Genomic DNA, 17,775 nt, shown 5'->3' with positions numbered 1-17,775 from the left:
GCATATGGCGCTGCTCATCGAGGCCGGACAGATGACAGCATCCGACTACGTGCCAACAAACCCCGATTTACTGCTTGCATCCGAAGGGGCGTCCACAGATGACGTTCACGCCGTATCGGCTGTCGGCCAGTTCAAGTAATTCCGCGCTTGATGGTGCGCGGCTGGAGAGCACCCGTGCTTTCCCCGATTAATGCAAGGGATAATCCCGATGTGCGTGTGTGACTTGCCTTTCTGGGTTGCCTGCGGATGGCCCTATGGCAGAGCCAAGCTGGAGAACGTCATGCCCAAGTCGCAACCGAACATCCTCGTCATCTTTGGCGATGACATCGGCTACTGGAACATCAGTTCCTTTGGCGGGGATACGATGGGTGTCGAAACGCCCAACATCGACCGCATCGGCAAGGAAGGGATCAAGCTTACCTCGTTCTACGCGCAGCCGTCCTGCACGGCGGGGCGCGCGGCGTTCATCACCGGGCAGATGCCCGCGCACCGGCCTGACCACGGTGGGTGCCGCCGGTGCGCCGCAGGGCCTGTCGGACAAGGATCCCACGATCGCCCAGATCCTCAAGATGGCGGGCTATGCCACCGCCCAGTTCGGCAAGAACCACCTTGGCGACCGCGAGGAGCACCTGCCCCACCGCCACGGCTTCGACGAATACTTCGGCAACCTCTATCACCTGAATGCGAACGAGGATCCCGAAGACCCTGACCGTCCCCAGAGCAAGGAATTCCAGGATCGCTGGCAGGTGCGCGGTCTGGTCTCGGGTACCGCCGGCGGCGAAACGAAGGACGAAGGCCCGCTCGATACCGAGCGGATGAAGACCATCGACGACGAGATCGTTGCCAAGACCTCCGATTTCATGGAGCGGCAGGTCAAGGCCGACAAGCCGTTCTTCGTCTGGCACTGCGCCAGTCGCATGCACGTGTTCACCCATATGCTTGACGAGCGGCGCGGCGTATCGCGGGCGTCGGAGGCCGACATCTACGGCGATGGCCTTGCCGAGCATGACGGCCATGTAGGCCAGCTGCTGGCCAAGCTCGAAGAACTGGGCATCACCGAGGACACCATCGTCGTCTACACCACCGACAACGGCGCCTATCAGTACATGTGGCCCGAAGGCGGCACCTCACCGTTCCGCGGCGACAAGGGCACGACCTGGGAGGGCGGCGTGCGCGTGCCTTGCGTGGTGCGCTATCCCGGCAAGATTCCGGCAGGCCAGGTCAGCTCGGCCATCGTCGCCATGGAGGACTTCTTCATGACCTTCGCGTCGCTGGTCGGCATGCCCGACATCGGCGAGAAGCTGAAGAAGGGGGTCGAGCACGACGGCAAGACCTACAAGGTCCATCTCGACGGCTACGATCAGACCGCGCTGTTCACCGGCACCGGCCCCTCCACGCGCAAGTACTATTTCTATTACGACGAGACCGAATTGACCGGCGTGCGTTATGGCCCATGGAAGGTGACGATCGCCGCGAAGATGGAAGGCAAGTGGGACAATCCGCTGGTCCACCTGGGTCGCCCGATGATCACCAACATCCTGATGGATCCCTTCGAATGCCAGTGGGGAGACGTCAACCGCAAGCTGGCCGAACACAAGGGCTGGGTGCTGCTGCCGATCGTCGACTTCATGACCAAGCACGTGATGACCTTCCAGGAATTCCCGCCCCGGCAAGAAGCCATGTCGGCCGACTTCTCGAAGATGATCGACAAGTTCAAGGAACAGGCCGCGCGCGACTGACGCACGGCGATTGATCCGACCGGAAAGGGCTGCCGCCGGTTTACCTGCGGCAGCCCTTTTCGCGCTTCATCATGGGCCAGCATTGATGCTCTGCCGGGGTGTTCCGCCGCGAGCCGATGGCCCCAGGCCCACGTTGGGCGCAGAGCAGTCGCTAATCCGGCTCGGCCTGGCGTCGGCTATGGTGCGTGTCCGGGTCGGCCAGCGTTCAGAACGCAGGTTTCCGACTTACGGATGCGCCTAAGCGAGTTGGCGGGCCGAGATCGTCATGCTCACGCTGGCGGTTTCGCCGGGTTCCAGCCAGGCCATCGTTTCCGGTGTGCGGTTGATCGCGTCGGTGGCGTGAGTGACGGGCTCGACGCAGAAATAGTCCTCGCCTTTCGGGGAGAAGACCACCGTGGTCGACAGTTCGTCCGAGGGCAGGATAGTCAGGCCCAGGCCGCGCGTGGGCCAGTCGATTTCCAGCGCGCCTTCGCGTCCGGTATAGGCGGTGTCGACCGCGCGTGCATCCACGGGTTCGCCCTGCCACCAGTCGATCGCCTCGTCCTGTTCGTCCAGCGAACTGGGAAGGCAGTCGGGCGTGTTGTACCACTCACCCCGGTGAAACCCGCGATAGACGGTGGCGGCATCGCGCGGGAAATAGGGGTGGAAACCGAGACCGGCCGGCATCGTTGCATCGCCGAGGTTCGTAACCGAGATGCTCGTAACCACCCCCCAGGCGCCGAGCTGGAAGGTCTGGCGCGCGCGGTATGGCCAGGGCCACTCCCCGCCGGGATAGACATGTTCGAGCACCGCGTGGTCCTCTCCCTGTTCCGTCACCTGCCACGCGGCCAGCCAGCCGAAGCCGTGGAGCGGGTGGGGGTGATCGGAACCGGGGAAATTCGGCGCGATCGTGCCCCTGCGTGCGCCGGTGTTGAAGCACCCCCGCGCGATGCGGTTGGAGAAGGGGACCAGCGGAAAACTGGCGACGTCGAAGATCGTGTTACCGCAGGCGGGACGCATCAGCGGCTCGCCGTGCCAGTCCAGCCGCAACACCGATCCGCCGCGCTCGGGGGCCAGTTCGAGGCGATAGCCTTGCGCTTCGATAATCATCGCTTCCGGTCCACTCCCATGGCTCTGCCTTCCCGGTTTGCGGCGGGCTTGGGCGGAAACCGAGTTAGCGCTAACAAGGGGGTGTTGCAACTCCGGCGACGATCCCGGCGCGGGCGATCATTGCCCGCGCTCGCACGCCTTCCGCTGAGAAACCCAGGTGAGGGCGTTCTTCACCATGGTGCGATATTCCGGCGTGGAATAAGTCTCCGGGCGGTGGCCGATGGCGGAATAGAACATCCGGCCCTTGCCGATGCAATTGCTCCAGACAAGCGGATGGTCGCCCATGTGGAGGTCCTGGCCGCCGATGCCCTTCAGCGAATAGGTCGTCTCGTCCAGCGTGGCCAATACGCTTGCTCCGGCCTTTCGCGGGTTGGTGCTGAACGAGTACCATTCGTCGTTCATCGTCCATTCGGCGGGGAGCCCGGCGGCGAGCGGCGAGGATGGGGTTTCGATCCTGATCCGGGCGTCCTGGAACTGCGGTGCCATCGGATGCCCGGCAAAGCGGGCGCCGATCAGCGTATCGGCATACCAGTCCCAGAAGTAGACGGGATCGCCGGCCGAGCCATGAACCGCGAAGAAGCCGCCGCCGCCCTCGACATAGCCCTGGAGCGCCTTGCGCTGGGTGAGGGTGAGCACGTCGCCGCTAATATTGTTCCAGATCACCGCATCGAAGCGGCGCAGGGTTTCTGGCCGGATCGCGCCGCCCTTGTCCGTGGCGACCACGTTCCAACCATTCTCGCGGGCAAGGTCCATGATCAGGGCATGGGCAGCGTCGAAGCCGGGGGTGTCCTTGAAGCCGTTGATCTTCTCGAACAAGAGCAGGCTCGGAGCACCGTTCCTGTCCTTGCCCTTTTGCGCAGGCAGGTCGAGCGGGGTGTCGTCATAGCGGGCGCAGCGAGCCACGCGGTCGGCCTCGGTGACCTTGAGCTTGCGCAGTTCGCCATCGGCGCGGTCCACGGCTTCGGCGGGCATTCCGAAGAATCCGGCGGCCTTGCGCAGGGTCAGGATGGCGGCGAAGGTGGGGGCTTCGGTGCCCAGGAAGCGCGGCGGCGCGCGGTCCAGCGCGGGGCCCATCTCGCGCGAGACGATGGCTTTCGCATCGGGGCTCAGCAGCAGGTCGATGAGCGGCGAATCCGCGGTGAACGGGGCATCCCGCAAGGCACAGTCCAACTGCGCCGGGCCGGCAGGCGCTGCGGCAGCAGCGACATGCGGGGTGAATGCGGAAGCAGCCAGGGCGGCGCAGGCGATCAGGGTGCGTCTTTTCATTGTCATGGTCTCCAGCTCTCCCGGTCTGGTCTCTCCTGCGTAACGCAAGGCTGCAATTTGGCAAGCGTTCGCCAGACGGACATTCGCGGGGCACCGGACCCGGCCGGTCCCCTCCGGCCGTTTCTTTCACGAAAGCTGCTTGATCCGTGCCGCCTAATCCCCGCGATAGCGCAGGGCATCCACGAGCAGGCGGAATGCGGCGGAAGGTTGCCGGCGGCTGGGATAATAGAGGTGGTAGCCGGAGAACGGCTGGCACCAGTCGTCGAGCAGGGGGACCAGAGCGCCGGATTCGATGTGCGGCCTTGCGTAAGTGTCCATCATCATGGCGATCCCGGCGCCGTCGAGCGCCGCCTGCAGGATCATCGCCATGCTGTCGAAAGTGAGCTGGCCATCGACGCGGACGTTGAGTTCGCGCCCGTCCTTCTCGAATTCCCACGCATAGATGCTGCCCCGCGTGCGGAACCGCAAGTTGATGCACTGGTGGGCCGCAAGGTCATGCGGGGTTTCGGGAAGGCCGTGGCGCTCGATATATTCCGGCGCTGCCACGGGCACGAGGCGCGCATGAGGGCCGATGCGTACCGCGATCATGTCGCGGGCGATGGATTCGCCAAGCCGGACCCCGGCGTCGAACCGTTCGGCCACGATATCGACGAAGCCGGAATCGATGTTCACTTCGACGTTGATGTCGGGATAGTTGGGCAGGAACCGGCGCAGCGCGGGCCAGATCACCGAATTCGCCGCATGTTCCGATGCCGTCAGCCGCACGGTGCCGGCCGGCTTGTCGCGAAGTTCGCTGACGGTGGCCAGGCCCATGGCGATCTCGTCCATCGCCGGGCGCAGGGTGGCGAGCAGCCGATCGCCGGCCTCGGTGGGCGAGACGGCGCGGGTCGTTCGCGAAAGCAGCCGCACCCCCAGCCGCGTTTCAAGGCGGCGGATCGTGTGGCTGAGCGCGGACTGGGACGAACCCAGCTTCGCGGCGGCGCGCGTGAAGCTGCCTTCGTCGGCGACGGCGATGAAGGCGGTGAGATCGGCGAGATGTTCGCGTTGCATTCATGAGGCCATATCATGACAGTCATGCCGTGGCCTCCCCTAATTGTTAGCACCTTGCGAACATATATTCCGCGCCGGGTGTTGCATTGCAGCATGTCTGTCCCACCGTGCCATCCCGAGAACGAGGAACTCCCATGAAGACCATCGGCTACGCAGCCCAGTCCGCCGAAACGCCGCTCGCGCCGTTCGAATTCGACCGCCGCGAACTGCGCGGAAACGATGTCGCCATCGACATCCTCTATTGCGGGGTCTGCCACTCGGACCTTCACACCGCCCGCAACGACTGGGGCGGCACCGTGTATCCGATCGTGCCGGGGCACGAGATCGTCGGCCGCGTCACTGCGGTGGGCCCCGAGGCGGGGCGCCATGCGGTAGGCGAGGTCGTGGCGATCGGCTGCCTCGTCGACAGCTGCAAGCATTGCGACCAGTGCGAGCGCGATCTGGAGAACTACTGCCGCAACGGCTGGGTCGGCACGTATAACGGCAAGGACAGGATCACGGGCGAAATCACGCAGGGCGGCTATTCGCGCGATATCGTCGTGCGCGAGGATTTCGTGCTGAAGGTTCCGCAGAACCTGGATGTGGCCAAGGTTGCGCCGCTGCTCTGCGCGGGCATCACCACTTATTCGCCGCTGCGCGAATGGAACGTGGGAGAGGGCAGCCGCGTGGGCGTGATCGGCCTGGGCGGTCTGGGCCACATGGCGGTGAAGCTGGCGGCGGCAATGGGCGCTGACGTCACCGTGTTCAGCCGCTCGCCCGGCAAGGAAGCCGACGCGCTCGAACTGGGCGCCAGCCGCGTGCTGATCTCCAGCGATGCAGATGCGATGAAGGCAGCCGCCAGCAGCTTCGACTTCATCATCGACACCGTGCCGGTGAAGCACGATCTCAATCCCTACCTGCCGCTGCTCGACGTGGACGGCAGCCTGGTTCTGGTCGGGCAGATCGGCCCGGTGGAAGAGCCGATCACCACGCCGCTGATCTTCGGACGCCGCCGCGTGGCCGGATCGTTGATCGGCGGCATCGCCGAAACTCAGGAAATGCTCGATTTCTGCGCCGAAAAGAACATCCTTCCCGAAGTCGAGATGATCCGCATGGAAGAGATCAACCATGCCTACGAACGCATGGAGAAGTCCGACGTGCATTACCGCTTCGTGATCGACATGGCGACGCTGGAAGCCGCCGCCTGACCGGTCATGTGCCCCGATCGGGGCGCGCCGAACGATGAGAATGGCCGGAAAGCGGGAGCTTTCCGGCCATTTCCTTTTGATCCGCAGGCAGAGCCGGGAACATCCCTCCTCGCCAAGGCGTTGTAATCGCCGACGCTTCTTCTTGACCTTTCCCCTCAACCCGGATCATCTTCGCCAAAGGTTTACGACCCAAGTCGAGGGATCACCCTGGAATCCGATGATCTTGCGAGCCGGATTAGATCGCCTTTTGTTCGTCCCGCTCGCGGCAGGCTTGCTGGCTTCCTGTGCGGTCGGTCCCGATTATGCGGCGCGCAGTGCCGGTGAGCTGGGCGTTCCCGATCAATGGTCGGTCAGTGCGCCGCCCCAGGCCGAAGACCTCACCCGCTGGTGGCGCAATTTCGACGATCCGGTGCTGACGCAGCTGGTCGAACAGGCCGCCGCGACCAATCTCGATCTCGAACAGGCGATAGCGCGGCTGCGGCAGGCGCGGGAATCGCTTGTCATCAGCGGGGCAGCGCTGCTGCCTTCGGCCAGCGGATCGGGCAGCGTCAACCGCACCGAAACGCTCAAGGGCGGCGGTACGACCCTGACCCTGCCGGACGGCACGGTGACGACCACGGGCGGAGGAGGGCGGACCAGCTTCTCGCTCGGGCTCGACGCCAGCTACCAGCTCGATCTGTTCGGCGGCAATCGCCGCGCGGTGGAGGCCAGCAGGGCCCAGTTCGAAGGTTCGGGCTTCGACTATGCCACCACCTTGCTCACGGTGCAGAGCGAAGTCGCGCGCAATTATGTGCTGGCCCGGGCCTATCAGGCGCAGCTCGAAAACGCGAAGGCGAGCCTCGCGATCCAGGACGACAATCTCCAGATCGCCGGGTGGCGGGTCATGGCGGGGCTGGTCTCCTCGGTGGACCAGGAGCAGGCGCGCGCCAGCAGGGCGCAGACAGCCGCGGGCATCCCGCAGGTCGAACAGCAGTACAACGCCGCCGTCTCGCGCATCTCGGTACTGACCGGACAGGCGCCGGGCGCGCTCAAGCCTTTGCTCGCGCCAGTGCGGCCGATCCCGCGAGGGCCGGTGCAGGTCGGTTCGGGCATTCCCGCCAATGTGCTGCGCCAGCGGCCCGACGTGCGATCCTCCGAACGCCAGCTCGCGGCGGCGACAGCGCAGATCGGCGTGGCCAAGGCTGCGCTGCTGCCCCAGCTCAACATCAGCGGCAGCCTCGATACCAACGCCGCCAACTTCAACAGCCTGTTCGACACGATCACCGGCGGGCTGTTCGGCGGGATCAGCCAGGCAATCTTCAACGGCGGGCGCCTGAACGCGCAGGTCCGCTCCAGCCGCGCCGCGGCGGACGGCGCCTTCGCGGCATACCGCTCCTCGGTGCTCACCGCGCTGGAGGACGTGGAAAATGCGGTCGTCGCGCTGCAATCGGCCGAGGAGCGCGAGCGGCAGTTCGCCATCGCGCTGGACGCTTCGAACAACTCGGCACTGCTGGCGCGGGCGCAGTACCGCAGCGGCCTGACCGACTTCACCACGCTCAACACGCAGGAAAGCGCGCTGATCTCCGCGCGGAACGGACTGGTGCAGGCCCGGTCCGACCGGGCAACCGCGCTGATCGCGCTTTACGATGCGCTCGGCGGCGGCTGGGACCCTTCCTCCGACTACACCGTGCTGGCAACCGAGCCTCGGGGAACGAACTGAGATGGCCGACGAAAAACTCGACGAATTCCTCGGAGCGGACAAGAAACCGGTCTGGCAGCGCAAATGGGTGTTCTGGACCGGCCTGGTGGTGCTTGTGTCGCTTTCAGTGCTGCTTGTGCGGTGCTTCGGTGGCACTGAGCCACAGGCCTACGCCACCACCAAGGCGGAGAAAGGGCGCCTCGTCACCAGCGTCTCGGCCACCGGAAAACTGGCTCCAACCAATCAGGTGACGGTGGGTTCGCAGCTTTCCGGCCTCGTCACCAAGGTGCTGGTGGACGTGAACGACAGGGTCAAGGCCGGGCAGGTGCTTGCCGAGATCGATCCCGAGCAGATCGAGGATCAGATCCGCCAAAGCCAGGCGCAACTCGCGGCAAACCGCGCCCAGGTGGACCAGGCGAGGGCGACGCTGGCGGAATCGCAGGCCCAGCTTGCCCGCCTCGAGGAAGTCTCGCGGCTGTCCGGCGGCAAGGTTCCCTCGAAGACCGAACTTCAGGCGGGCCGCGCCGACATGCAGCGTGCCGCCGCAGCACTCAAGACCTCGCAGGCCAACGTGCTCGCTGCCGAAGCGTCATTGGCGCAGAACCAGACACAGCGCGCCCGCGCGATGATCGTGTCTCCGGTTTCGGGCGTGGTGCTGGCCCGGCAGGTCGATCCCGGCCAGACCGTCGCTTCCTCTTTCAACACCCCCACGCTCTTCGTGATCGCTGAGGATCTCAGCGAAATGAAGCTGGAAGTCGCGATAGACGAAGCCGATGTGGGCACCGTGGAGGAAGGCCAGAGCGCCACTTTCACGGTGGATGCCTTCCCCGGAAAATCTTTCCCCGCGAAGATCACCCGTGTCGAGATCGCGTCCAACCTCACCGCCTCCTCGGCAAGTTCATCCAGTTCCTCGACAAGCACGACCAGCACCAGCGGACAGGTCGTGTCCTATGCGGCGGACCTTTCCGTCGCCAATGCCGATTTCAAGCTGCGCCCCGGCATGACCGCCACGGCCGATATCGTCACTTCGGACAAGAACGACGTCCTGCTGATCCCCAATGCCGCGCTATCCTTCACCCCGCAGGCCGCGGCCAAGAAGAAGGGCGGCGGCGTGACCGCGGCGATCAGCTTCCGCCCGCCGCGCCGCGGCCAGCGCGCGGCCAAGAGCGCGACGCTTGACCGGGGCACGCGCCAGACCATCTACGTGCTCGGCGCCGACGGAACGCCGCAGGCGATCCAGATCGTTACCGGCAGCACCAACGGCCAGCAGACCGAGGTGGTGTCCGGCGATCTGAGGCCCGGCATGCAGGTCGTGACCGGCCAGCTTGCCACAGCCGGAAGCTGAGGCGGGGCGCATGGCCGGCACCTCGCCCATCATTTCGCTGCGCGGGATCACCAAGGTGTTCGGCACCGGGGAGACGGCTTTCCGTGCACTCAAGGGCGTCGATCTCGATATCATGTCGGGTGATTTCGTGGCGGTCATGGGGCCGTCCGGTTCGGGCAAGTCGACGATGATGAACATCCTGGGCTGCCTCGACGTTTCTACCGCCGGCCAATTCCTGTTCCATGGCCACCACGTCGAAAAACTCGACCGGGACCAGCGCGCGCTCCTGCGGCGCAAGTACCTCGGCTTCGTGTTCCAGGGCTTCAACCTGCTGGCGCGCACTTCCGCGCTGGAGAATGTGGAACTTCCGCTGCTCTACCGCGGCGACAGCAAGCAAGACCGGCGCAAGGAGGCCATGGCCGCGCTGGACAAGGTGGGGCTTGCCGATTGGGCGGGCCATACGCCGGGCGAACTTTCCGGCGGGCAGCAGCAGCGCGTCGCCATTGCCCGCGCCATCGTCACCAATCCGGAAGTCCTGCTGGCCGATGAGCCGACCGGCAACCTCGACAGCCAGCGCTCGGTCGAGATCATGGAGTTTCTTTCCGTGCTCAATCGCGATTCCGGGATTACCGTGCTGATGGTCACCCATGAGCCGGACATGGCCGAGTATGCGCGGCGGATCGTCCACTTCAAGGATGGTCTGATAGACCGGATCGACCAGGGCAACGGTGCTGCGGCTCCGGCTCCGGCTTCAGCGCATTCCGGGGATATCGGCTGATGCTGGGCACGATCTTCCTTCTCGCGCTGCGCTCGATCCGGCGCCACGTTCTGCGATCCCTGCTGACCATGCTGGGGATCGTCATCGGCGTGGCGGCCGTTGTCTCGATGGTGACGCTGGGCAAGGCGACCACGGCGGCGGTAACCCAGCAGATCGCCGCTCTCGGCACCAATATTCTTCAGGTCCGCCCCGGTCAGGGTTTCGGGCGCGGCGGGGGAGGCCCTTCGCCGCGCGATTTCGACCCATCCGACATCGTCGCCATCCGCCAGCAGGTGGGCGGCGTCACGGCCGTGGCCCCGCAGGCTTCGTCGAGCGGCACTGCTATCTACGAGGGCGCCAACTGGTCGACGACGATCAACGGCACCACTTCCGACTACTTCCGGATCCAGCCCTGGCCGCTGCAATCGGGCCGCCTGTTCACCGGGGATGAGGAAAGCGCCGGCAAGTCGGTCTGCATCATCGGCACCACGGTAAGCACCAACCTGTTTCGCGGCGCCGATCCTATCGGCAAGCGTTTCCGCATCGGCGATGTATCCTGCGATGTCATCGGGCTGCTGACGACCAAGGGACAGGCGGGTTTCGGCGGCGACCAGGACGATATCGTCATCATGCCGATCAAGACGGTGCAGCGCCGCTTCCTCGGCACGACTTCGATCCGCACGATCCTCGTCGGGGTGGACGGCAACTATTCCACCGAGCAGGTCCAGACGACCCTCACCACCCTCCTGCGCGAGCGCCGCCACATCACGGAAGGCAAGGACGACGATTTCAACATCTTCGACACCAAGCAGATTTCCGATACGCTGACCCAGACGACGACGATGCTCACCCAGATCGTGGCGGCGGTAGCCGCGATCAGCCTGGTGGTGGGCGGGATCGGCATCATGAACATCATGCTGGTCTCGGTGACGGAGCGTACCCGCGAGATCGGCATCCGCCTCGCCATCGGAGCGGTGGCGAACGAGGTGCTGATGCAGTTTCTGGTGGAGGCGGTCGTGCTGTCGTGCCTGGGCGGGCTGATCGGACTGCTGCTTGCTCAACTCGTGGTGGGCGTGGCGACGCCGCTGATGGAGCTGCCCTGGATATTCGATCCGGCGGTCAACCTGGGGGCCTTTGTGGTTTCGGCGGTGATCGGTGTCGTCTTCGGCTATTTCCCGGCCCGGCGCGCGGCCAGTCTCAATCCCATCGACGCCCTTCGTCACGAATAGGAACTTCAGCCGATCCGCGGATTGATCGTGGGTTACGCCGAATTCGTCCACGCCGACTAGGTCGTAAACTCATAAACGGCACCATCGAGGCGCCCAAATGGCGAACAGCTCGGGCCGAAGGTGCCGCCGGGCGGGCTGGTTGCCCGTCCAAGGCAGCTTCGGTTCGAGATGGAAGCCATTTGGACGTCCCTTCGGGATTTGACCAAAATGGCCCATCGCTGCGTCGGGAAGGCTTGAAATATCGACATATTCCATCGCCCTCCCTCCTGGCACTGAGCCATTTTGCCTCAAACCTCGATGGTGCCGTTTATGAGTTTACGACCTAACCGGGAGCAGGCAGGCGACACCGCGTCGCTGCGCCTCAGCCTGCCGTCCTCGCTTTGCCTCGCCGTTCGCGACGACGTTCGCGAACCTCTCCCCACGATCCAGCCTCTCGGGCCAGCCTCTCGGGCCAGCCTCTCGGGCCAGCCTGATCCTTACGACAAGGTGTACGAAAACATGCAAGACAAGATCCAAGCCTTGATCGACAAAGACGAGATTCGCAACCTGCGTATCCGCTATTCGCATCTTCTCGACGGAAACCGGATCGACGCTCTCGACCAGGTGTTTGCCGCCAATGCGGTGGTCGAAGTGACGGTGGGGCGGATGGAAGGGCTCGAGGCGATCAAGGCCGGGCTCAAGGATGCCTATGCTCTGTTCGATCGCGACCGGCGGGACCACTATCCCTTCATGCACCCCATCGCCAACCACCTGATTGAGCTGACCGGCCCGGACAGTGCGACCGGCTCCTGTTATCTCATCGACTTCGAGACAGCCTCCAAGTCCGATCCCAATCCCCTGCTTCTGCTGGGCCTCTATGCGGACGAGTATCGGCGCATCGACGGCGCTTGGCGCATCACCCACAGCCAGCTGGATGTCGTCTGGCCAACTTCCAAAGCTCCGCCACAGAGCAAAGGCCAGGCGTGAACTGCGCCCCCGATACCGGTTTCGACCTCGCTCCTCCTCCCCTCACGAGGAGGCGGAGACCGGCACAGTTATAGCAGCAGTCTCATGGTTCGGACACATTCAGTGAGAACTCTGATCGCCACCAAGCTCTGTTTTCGGCGCTGTTTATGGCCCTGTTTCCGGCGCGCGCCAGCGACGGAGTCGAGATAACCGAAACGGCGCGGGGCAGTCTTGAAAGCCACCCTAACGGCTCCTGTAGATCATCCCAAGAAATCCCATGGCTCTCGCCATTGATTTCCCATCGCAAGGTGGCTTGCTGCTGTTCAGTTGCCGCCGAAATGCCGACCAGCCCGTGACACAGGCCGTTCCGAACATCGAGAGGCTTTTGCAGTTGGTGGCGCAACGTCGTGGCGAGAAGCGGCCCCAGTGAGGCCTCTCATTCCACCAGCAAGCCCTCCTCAACGCCCCGCCGGGACCTGCGCTGAACTGAGGCATCTCAAGGAAGCATCCGACAGGTCTGTTGTGCGAGGCGGCATGGATCTTTCAGGCCTCGCGGCGCGCCGACGCGCCCGGTCCGAAATGTGCCGTCAGTTCATAGGCACCGGCGACGAACTGCTGGCGCACATAAGTGATCGGCTCGAGGCCGCGCCAGGTCTTGCGCTCCACGCAAAGGCAGGGCGCTCCTGGTTCGACGGCCAGCAACCGCGCCTCTGCCGCACTGGCCCCGGTTGCGGTGATCCGGGCATCGGCCTCGGTCCAGGGGACGTGCTCCAGCAGCCATGTGCCGGGCGAGGAGCCGGTGAAATCGGCGTCCAGTATCTCGGAAACGGCGGCGACGTTCACGAAGCGGTGCTCCAGCGCGAACGGCGCGCCATCGGCGAAGTGTATGCCTTCCAGTTCGAGCAGCGGCACCGAAATGTCCACCTTCCACTCCAGCCGCGCCTGTGTCGCGCGCATTTCGCGGCGCAGCGAGAGGTCGAAGCGATAAGCCTGTCCGCGCTCCGCCACCTGGGCGCCGAGATCCGGGATATCCATCGCCATCGAATGCACGCGTGGCCGGGCGACGAAAGTGCCGGCTTTCTTGCGGCGGTCCACCAGCCCCGCCGTCGCCAGTGCGGACAGCGCCTTGTTCACCGTCATCCGTGCGCAGCGATAGAGTTCCATCAGCTCCTGCTCGGTCGGCAGCGCGCGCCGGGTGCGAGCGCGCCGGACAGGATGCGCGTTTCGAAATCCAGACGGATGCGTTCGTGGAGCGGTGTGTTCACCCGATCAGCCTGTTCAACGTCTCTGTATAGCGCCGGACGACCCCGTCCCGTGCATGATGTCGGCCACCGCTTACCACCTGTGCGCCGAAGCGCCAGACGCAATCCACCGCGCTCCGCCCCGCGGCGAAAACCAGCCCGTCGAGCAGGCGATCAGCCCCGCGCGCCGCCAGTGACGGATGGCCGAGGTCGAGCGAGAGCGCGTCGAAGGCCAAGCCGATGGAAAGCCCGCCCTTTGCGCCGAGCGCCTGCCCGCCGCCGTCCAGCGCACGCCGCCAGACCGCCTCGCCCGTGGAAGGCGTGGCAGCATCCGCCAGCAGATTGCGGCCGCGCCGGGTGAGCCGCTGGCCATATTCCAGCAGGCGCAATTCCTCGGCCGCATCGATCAGCACGTTCGAGTCGCTGCCGATGCCATAGACGCCGCCTTCGGCAAGGAACTCCCCGGCGGGGAACAGACCGTCGCCCAGGTTGGCCTCGGTGATCGGGCAAAGCCCCGCCACGGCGCCGCTGCGGGCCACGGCGCGGGCCTCGCCCTGCGTCATGTGCGTGGCGTGAACGAGGCACCAGCGCCTGTCCACGGCCGCATGGTCGAGCAGCCATTCGACCGGACGCCGACCGCTCCAGGCAAGGCAGTCCTCCACTTCGCGGACCTGCTCGGCGATGTGGATGTGGATCGGCCCCGCGCCGGCACCAGCCCCGGCCCCGGCCATACTTTCGAGCGCCGCGAGCTGCTCTGGCGAAACCGCCCGCAAGCTGTGCGGGGCGAGACCGAGCACTGCCTCGTCCAGTCCGGCAAGGGCGCCGCCCGCACCTTCGAGCAAGCGGGCGAAACCGTCGAGGTCGTGGAGGAAGCGCCGCTGCCCCTCGCTCGGCGGCAGCGCGCCGAAGCCGGAATGGGCGTAGAACACCGGCAGCAGGGTGAGGCCGATGCCCGTTTCCGCCGCCGCGCGGGCAATGGCGACGCTCATTTCCGCCGGGTCGGCATAGGCCCGCCCATCCGGCGCGTGATGGAGATAATGAAACTCGCCGACGCGGGCAAAGCCGCTTTCCAGCATCTCCAGATAGGCCATCGCCGCCACCGCATGGAGATCGTCCGGCGTCATCCGGTCGAGGAAGCGATACATGACCTCGCGCCAGGTCCAGAAGCTGTCGTCACTATGGCCGCGCCGCTCCGCAAGACCGGCCATGCCGCGCTGGAAGGCGTGGCTATGGAGGTTGCCCAGTGCAGGGATGACGCAGCCATGGCGCTCGTCGCCCGCGCGCACCGCCGTATCGCGCTCGATGCCGGAAATTCGCCCCTGCCGGAGTATGATCCGCACGTCTGCGGCCCAGCCGTCCTCCAGCAGGGCGAGGTCGGCAAAGATCGCACGGGGAGAAAGGTCGGACATCGCTTTCGTAGCTCCTTCGCTATTTTGTCTATACATTAAAAACGACCGATGCAATAACCGGGGCAACCAAGGAGGATCGACTCGTCATGCGCTGCGACAGGCTCTGGAAACATGCCCGTTTGGCAACGATGGCGGGCGAGGGACTCGGACTGGTCGAGAACGGCCTCGTCGCATCGCAGGACGGCGCGATCTTGTACGCCGGTCCCGAAGCCGGGGCTCCCCCATTCGACGCCGCCGAAACGATCGACTGCGCGGGCCGCTGGATCACGCCCGGCCTGATCGATTGCCACACCCATCTCGTCTTCGGCGCAGACCGCTCGCGCGAGTTCGAACTGAGGCTGGAAGGCGCTTCCTATGAGGAAATCGCCCGCGCCGGGGGCGGCATCGTCTCGACCATGAAGGCCACGCGCGCCGCCAGCGAGGACGAACTGGTCGCCTCCGCCCTGCCCCGCCTCGACGCGCTGATTTCGGAAGGCGTTACCACCGTCGAAGTGAAGTCCGGCTACGGCCTCGACCTTGCCAGCGAGCTCAAGATGCTGCGCGCCGCGCGGCGGCTGGGCGAACTCCGCCCCGTGCGGATCGTCACCACCTTCCTCGGCGCCCATGCGCTACCTCCTGAGTTCGCGGGCGATGCGGAGGGCTATATCGGCCACATCTGCGAGGTCATGCTGCCCGCCGTCGCACAGGCGGGCCTTGCCGATGCGGTGGACGCCTTCTGCGAGGGCATCGGCTTCTCGCCCGAGCAGACCGAGCGCCTTTTCGTCGCCGCCAAAGCGCATGGCCTGCCGGTGAAGCTCCATGCGGAGCAGCTCTCCAACCTCCACGGCAGCGCCCTGGCCGCCCACCACGGCGCGCTTTCGGCGGATCATCTCGAACATCTCGATAGCGAAGGCGTGGCCGCCATGGCCGCTTCCGGCACCGTCGCCACGCTGCTGCCTGGCGCCTACTATTTCTGCCGCGAAACCGTGCTGCCGCCGGTCGCCGCCCTGCGCGCAGCCGGCGTGCCGATCGCGCTGGCGACGGACTGCAATCCCGGCACGTCGCCCCTCACCTCGCTGCTGCTGGCGATGAACATGGGCGCAACCCTGTTCCGCCTCACCGTGCCCGAATGCCTCGCCGCCGTGACGCGTAACGCGGCGCAGGCGCTGGGCCTTTCCCACCGGCTCGGCACGCTCGAACCCGGCAAGGCCTGCGACCTTGCGATCTGGGACATCGAGCGCCCGGCCGACCTCGTTTACCGCATGGGCTTCAATCCGCTCCATGCGCGCATCTGGAGTGGACAATGAACGACATCCTCCTCACGCCCGGCAACGTTTCGCTTGCCCAGTGGCGCGCGGTCTATCGCGGCGCGGGCGTGACGCTCGACCCGGCCTGCGCGCCGCGCGTGATCGAAAGCGCCGCCGCCGTCGCCCGCATCCTCGCCAGGGGCGAGCCGGTCTACGGCATCAACACCGGGTTCGGTAAGCTTGCCAGCGTGCGCATCGGCGACGAGGATCTCGCCACGCTCCAGCGCAACATCGTGCTGAGCCATGCGGCGGGCACGGGCGAGCCCTCTCCGGTTCCCGTGATCCGCCTGATGATGGCGCTCAAGCTTGCCAGCCTCGCACAAGGCGCCTCGGGCGTGCGCCCGGAAACCGTCGCCCTGCTCGAAACGATGCTGGCCAAGGGCCTGACGCCGGTGGTGCCCTCGCAAGGTTCGGTCGGTGCCAGCGGCGACCTTGCCCCGCTTTCGCACATGGCCGCAACGATGATCGGCGTGGGCGAGATCATGTTCGAAGGCCAGCGCCTGCCCGCTATCGAGGCGCTCACCCGCGCCAGTCTCGATCCGCTTGAACTCGGGCCGAAGGAAGGCCTCGCACTGCTCAACGGCACCCAGTTCTCGGCCGCCAATGCGCTGGCCGGCCTGTTCGAAGCCGAACTGCTGTTCCGCTCCGCGCTGGTGACGGGGGCACTTTCCACCGAAGCGGCCAAGGGCTCCGACACGCCGTTCGACCCGCGCATCCACGCCCTGCGCCGCCATCGCGGCCAGATCGAGGTGGCCGACGCCCTACGCGGCCTCATGGCGGGCTCCGCGATCCGCGCCAGCCATGTCGAGAACGACGCCCGCGTGCAGGACCCCTATTGCCTGCGCTGCCAGCCGCAGGTCATGGGCGCCGCGCTCGACGTGCTGCGCCAGGCGGCAACGACGCTGGAGATCGAGGCCAACGGCGTTTCCGACAACCCGCTGATCTTCCCGGAAGCGGACGAGGCCCTCTCCGGCGGCAATTTCCATGCCGAGCCGGTCGCCTTCGCCGCCGACATGATCGCGCTGGCCGTCTGCGAGATCGGCTCGATCGCCGAACGCCGCATCGCCATGCTGGTGGACCCTGCGCTGTCCGGCCTGCCCGCGTTCCTGACGCCGCGCCCCGGCCTCAATTCGGGCTTCATGATCCCGCAGGTCACCGCCGCCGCGCTGGTCTCCGAAAACAAGCAGAAGGCCTATCCGGCATCGGTCGATTCGATCCCCACTTCGGCCAATCAGGAAGACCACGTCTCGATGGCCGCCCACGGCGCGCGGCGCCTGCTCTCGATGGTGGAGAACGCGACGGCGGTGATCGGCATCGAACTGCTCGCCGCCGCCCAGGGCATCGAGTTCCACGCCCCGCTCGCCTCCAGCACCTGGCTCGAAGCCGCGCGCGGCGTGCTGCGCGCCGAAGTTCCCGCGCTGGACGACGACCGACATTTCCACCCGGACATGGAAGCCGCGAACCTGCTGATCCGCTCCGGCGCGCTGGCCGACACGGGGGCGGACCTGCTCCCGGCGATTTCGTGATGGACCGCCTGCCGTCCACCCCCACTTTCGTCATGGCGAGCGTAGCGAA

At 65.7% G+C, this 17,775-nt stretch carries 16 protein-coding genes and 1 pseudogene; 11 read left to right on the top strand and 6 right to left on the bottom strand.

Features of this window, described 5'->3' with window-relative positions; translation table 11 throughout:
* Positions 1 to 190: 190 nt before the first annotated feature.
* Positions 191 to 478, top strand: a pseudogene (locus ADT71_RS36020) (sulfatase-like hydrolase/transferase); the annotation flags it as partial.
* Positions 479 to 503: 25 nt separating this feature from the next.
* Complete coding sequence (locus ADT71_RS25370) at positions 504 to 1,739, top strand: sulfatase-like hydrolase/transferase (RefSeq protein WP_231636182.1); 1,236 nt, start codon at positions 504 to 506, stop codon at positions 1,737 to 1,739.
* Between the two features lie 237 nt (positions 1,740 to 1,976).
* On the opposite strand, the gene ADT71_RS25365 is transcribed toward ADT71_RS25370, so the two are convergent.
* The 3 genes from ADT71_RS25365 to ADT71_RS25355 all read right to left on the bottom strand — a co-directional run bounded on the left by ADT71_RS25365 (position 1,977) and on the right by ADT71_RS25355 (position 5,144).
* Positions 1,977 to 2,828, bottom strand: coding sequence for an aldose 1-epimerase (locus ADT71_RS25365; RefSeq protein WP_054441370.1), 852 nt, complete (start codon positions 2,826 to 2,828; stop codon positions 1,977 to 1,979).
* Positions 2,829 to 2,945: 117 nt separating this feature from the next.
* Positions 2,946 to 4,094 carry a ThuA domain-containing protein gene (locus tag ADT71_RS25360; protein WP_054441368.1) on the bottom strand — a complete coding sequence of 383 codons (1,149 nt, stop codon included), beginning with the start codon at positions 4,092 to 4,094 and terminating at the stop codon, positions 2,946 to 2,948.
* A gap of 153 nt (positions 4,095 to 4,247) precedes the next feature.
* Positions 4,248 to 5,144: a LysR family transcriptional regulator gene (locus ADT71_RS25355; RefSeq protein ID WP_054441366.1), complete on the bottom strand. Its 897-nt coding sequence runs from the start codon at positions 5,142 to 5,144 to the stop codon at positions 4,248 to 4,250.
* A 134-nt stretch (positions 5,145 to 5,278) separates the two neighbouring features.
* Here ADT71_RS25355 and ADT71_RS25350 point away from each other — a divergent pair, with 134 nt between their 5' ends.
* The 5 genes from ADT71_RS25350 (at position 5,279) to ADT71_RS25330 (ending at position 11,319) form a co-directional block, all read left to right on the top strand.
* A complete protein-coding gene (locus ADT71_RS25350; protein ID WP_054441364.1) occupies positions 5,279 to 6,331 on the top strand; it encodes an NAD(P)-dependent alcohol dehydrogenase in 1,053 nt (350 codons plus the stop codon).
* A gap of 217 nt (positions 6,332 to 6,548) precedes the next feature.
* The gene (locus tag ADT71_RS25345; RefSeq protein WP_054441362.1) at positions 6,549 to 8,030 is read left to right on the top strand and encodes an efflux transporter outer membrane subunit; all 1,482 of its coding nucleotides are present in this window, start codon (positions 6,549 to 6,551) and stop codon (positions 8,028 to 8,030) included.
* Position 8,031: 1 nt separating this feature from the next.
* Positions 8,032 to 9,354, top strand: coding sequence for an efflux RND transporter periplasmic adaptor subunit (locus tag ADT71_RS25340; RefSeq protein WP_054441360.1), 1,323 nt, complete (start codon positions 8,032 to 8,034; stop codon positions 9,352 to 9,354).
* Positions 9,355 to 9,364: 10 nt separating this feature from the next.
* Positions 9,365 to 10,111: an ABC transporter ATP-binding protein gene (locus ADT71_RS25335; RefSeq protein WP_054441358.1), complete on the top strand. Its 747-nt coding sequence runs from the start codon at positions 9,365 to 9,367 to the stop codon at positions 10,109 to 10,111.
* Positions 10,111 to 11,319 (top strand): ABC transporter permease, encoded by a 1,209-nt coding sequence (locus ADT71_RS25330; RefSeq protein ID WP_054441356.1) that lies wholly within the window; start codon positions 10,111 to 10,113, stop codon positions 11,317 to 11,319. Before ADT71_RS25335 ends, ADT71_RS25330 begins: the two co-directional genes overlap by 1 nt.
* A gap of 69 nt (positions 11,320 to 11,388) precedes the next feature.
* Here the strand turns inward: ADT71_RS25330 and ADT71_RS31725 are convergent, their stop codons facing one another.
* The gene (locus ADT71_RS31725; RefSeq protein ID WP_132469474.1) at positions 11,389 to 11,574 is read right to left on the bottom strand and encodes a hypothetical protein; all 186 of its coding nucleotides are present in this window, start codon (positions 11,572 to 11,574) and stop codon (positions 11,389 to 11,391) included.
* 54 nt (positions 11,575 to 11,628) lie between these two features.
* Here ADT71_RS31725 and ADT71_RS25325 point away from each other — a divergent pair, with 54 nt between their 5' ends.
* Both ADT71_RS25325 and ADT71_RS31720 read left to right on the top strand, forming a co-directional pair.
* Positions 11,629 to 12,285 (top strand): nuclear transport factor 2 family protein, encoded by a 657-nt coding sequence (locus tag ADT71_RS25325; RefSeq protein ID WP_231636181.1) that lies wholly within the window; start codon positions 11,629 to 11,631, stop codon positions 12,283 to 12,285.
* 256 nt (positions 12,286 to 12,541) lie between these two features.
* The gene (locus ADT71_RS31720) at positions 12,542 to 12,694 is read left to right on the top strand and encodes a hypothetical protein (RefSeq protein WP_156336819.1); all 153 of its coding nucleotides are present in this window, start codon (positions 12,542 to 12,544) and stop codon (positions 12,692 to 12,694) included.
* Positions 12,695 to 12,807: 113 nt separating this feature from the next.
* Here the strand turns inward: ADT71_RS31720 and ADT71_RS25320 are convergent, their stop codons facing one another.
* Positions 12,808 to 13,428, bottom strand: a complete 621-nt coding sequence (locus tag ADT71_RS25320) for a UTRA domain-containing protein (RefSeq protein ID WP_369818336.1) — start codon at positions 13,426 to 13,428, stop codon at positions 12,808 to 12,810.
* Between the two features lie 97 nt (positions 13,429 to 13,525).
* Entirely contained in the window at positions 13,526 to 14,914 is a 1,389-nt protein-coding gene (locus tag ADT71_RS25315) for a formimidoylglutamate deiminase (protein WP_054441354.1), read from the bottom strand.
* A gap of 86 nt (positions 14,915 to 15,000) precedes the next feature.
* Between ADT71_RS25315 and hutI the strand changes: the two genes are divergently transcribed.
* Both hutI and hutH read left to right on the top strand, forming a co-directional pair.
* Positions 15,001 to 16,200 (top strand): imidazolonepropionase, encoded by a 1,200-nt coding sequence (hutI, locus tag ADT71_RS25310; protein WP_054441352.1) that lies wholly within the window; start codon positions 15,001 to 15,003, stop codon positions 16,198 to 16,200.
* Positions 16,197 to 17,726 (top strand): histidine ammonia-lyase, encoded by a 1,530-nt coding sequence (gene hutH, locus ADT71_RS25305; protein ID WP_054441350.1) that lies wholly within the window; start codon positions 16,197 to 16,199, stop codon positions 17,724 to 17,726. The genes hutI and hutH overlap by 4 nt, the downstream gene beginning before the upstream one ends.
* The last annotated feature ends 49 nt before the right edge of the window (positions 17,727 to 17,775 follow it).

The sequence above is a fragment of the Novosphingobium sp. ST904 genome (assembly GCF_001298105.1).
Classification (GTDB): Bacteria; Pseudomonadota; Alphaproteobacteria; order Sphingomonadales; family Sphingomonadaceae; genus Novosphingobium.
Note: the sequence above shows the minus strand (reverse complement) of the source record. Positions and strands in the feature narration are given on the sequence as shown.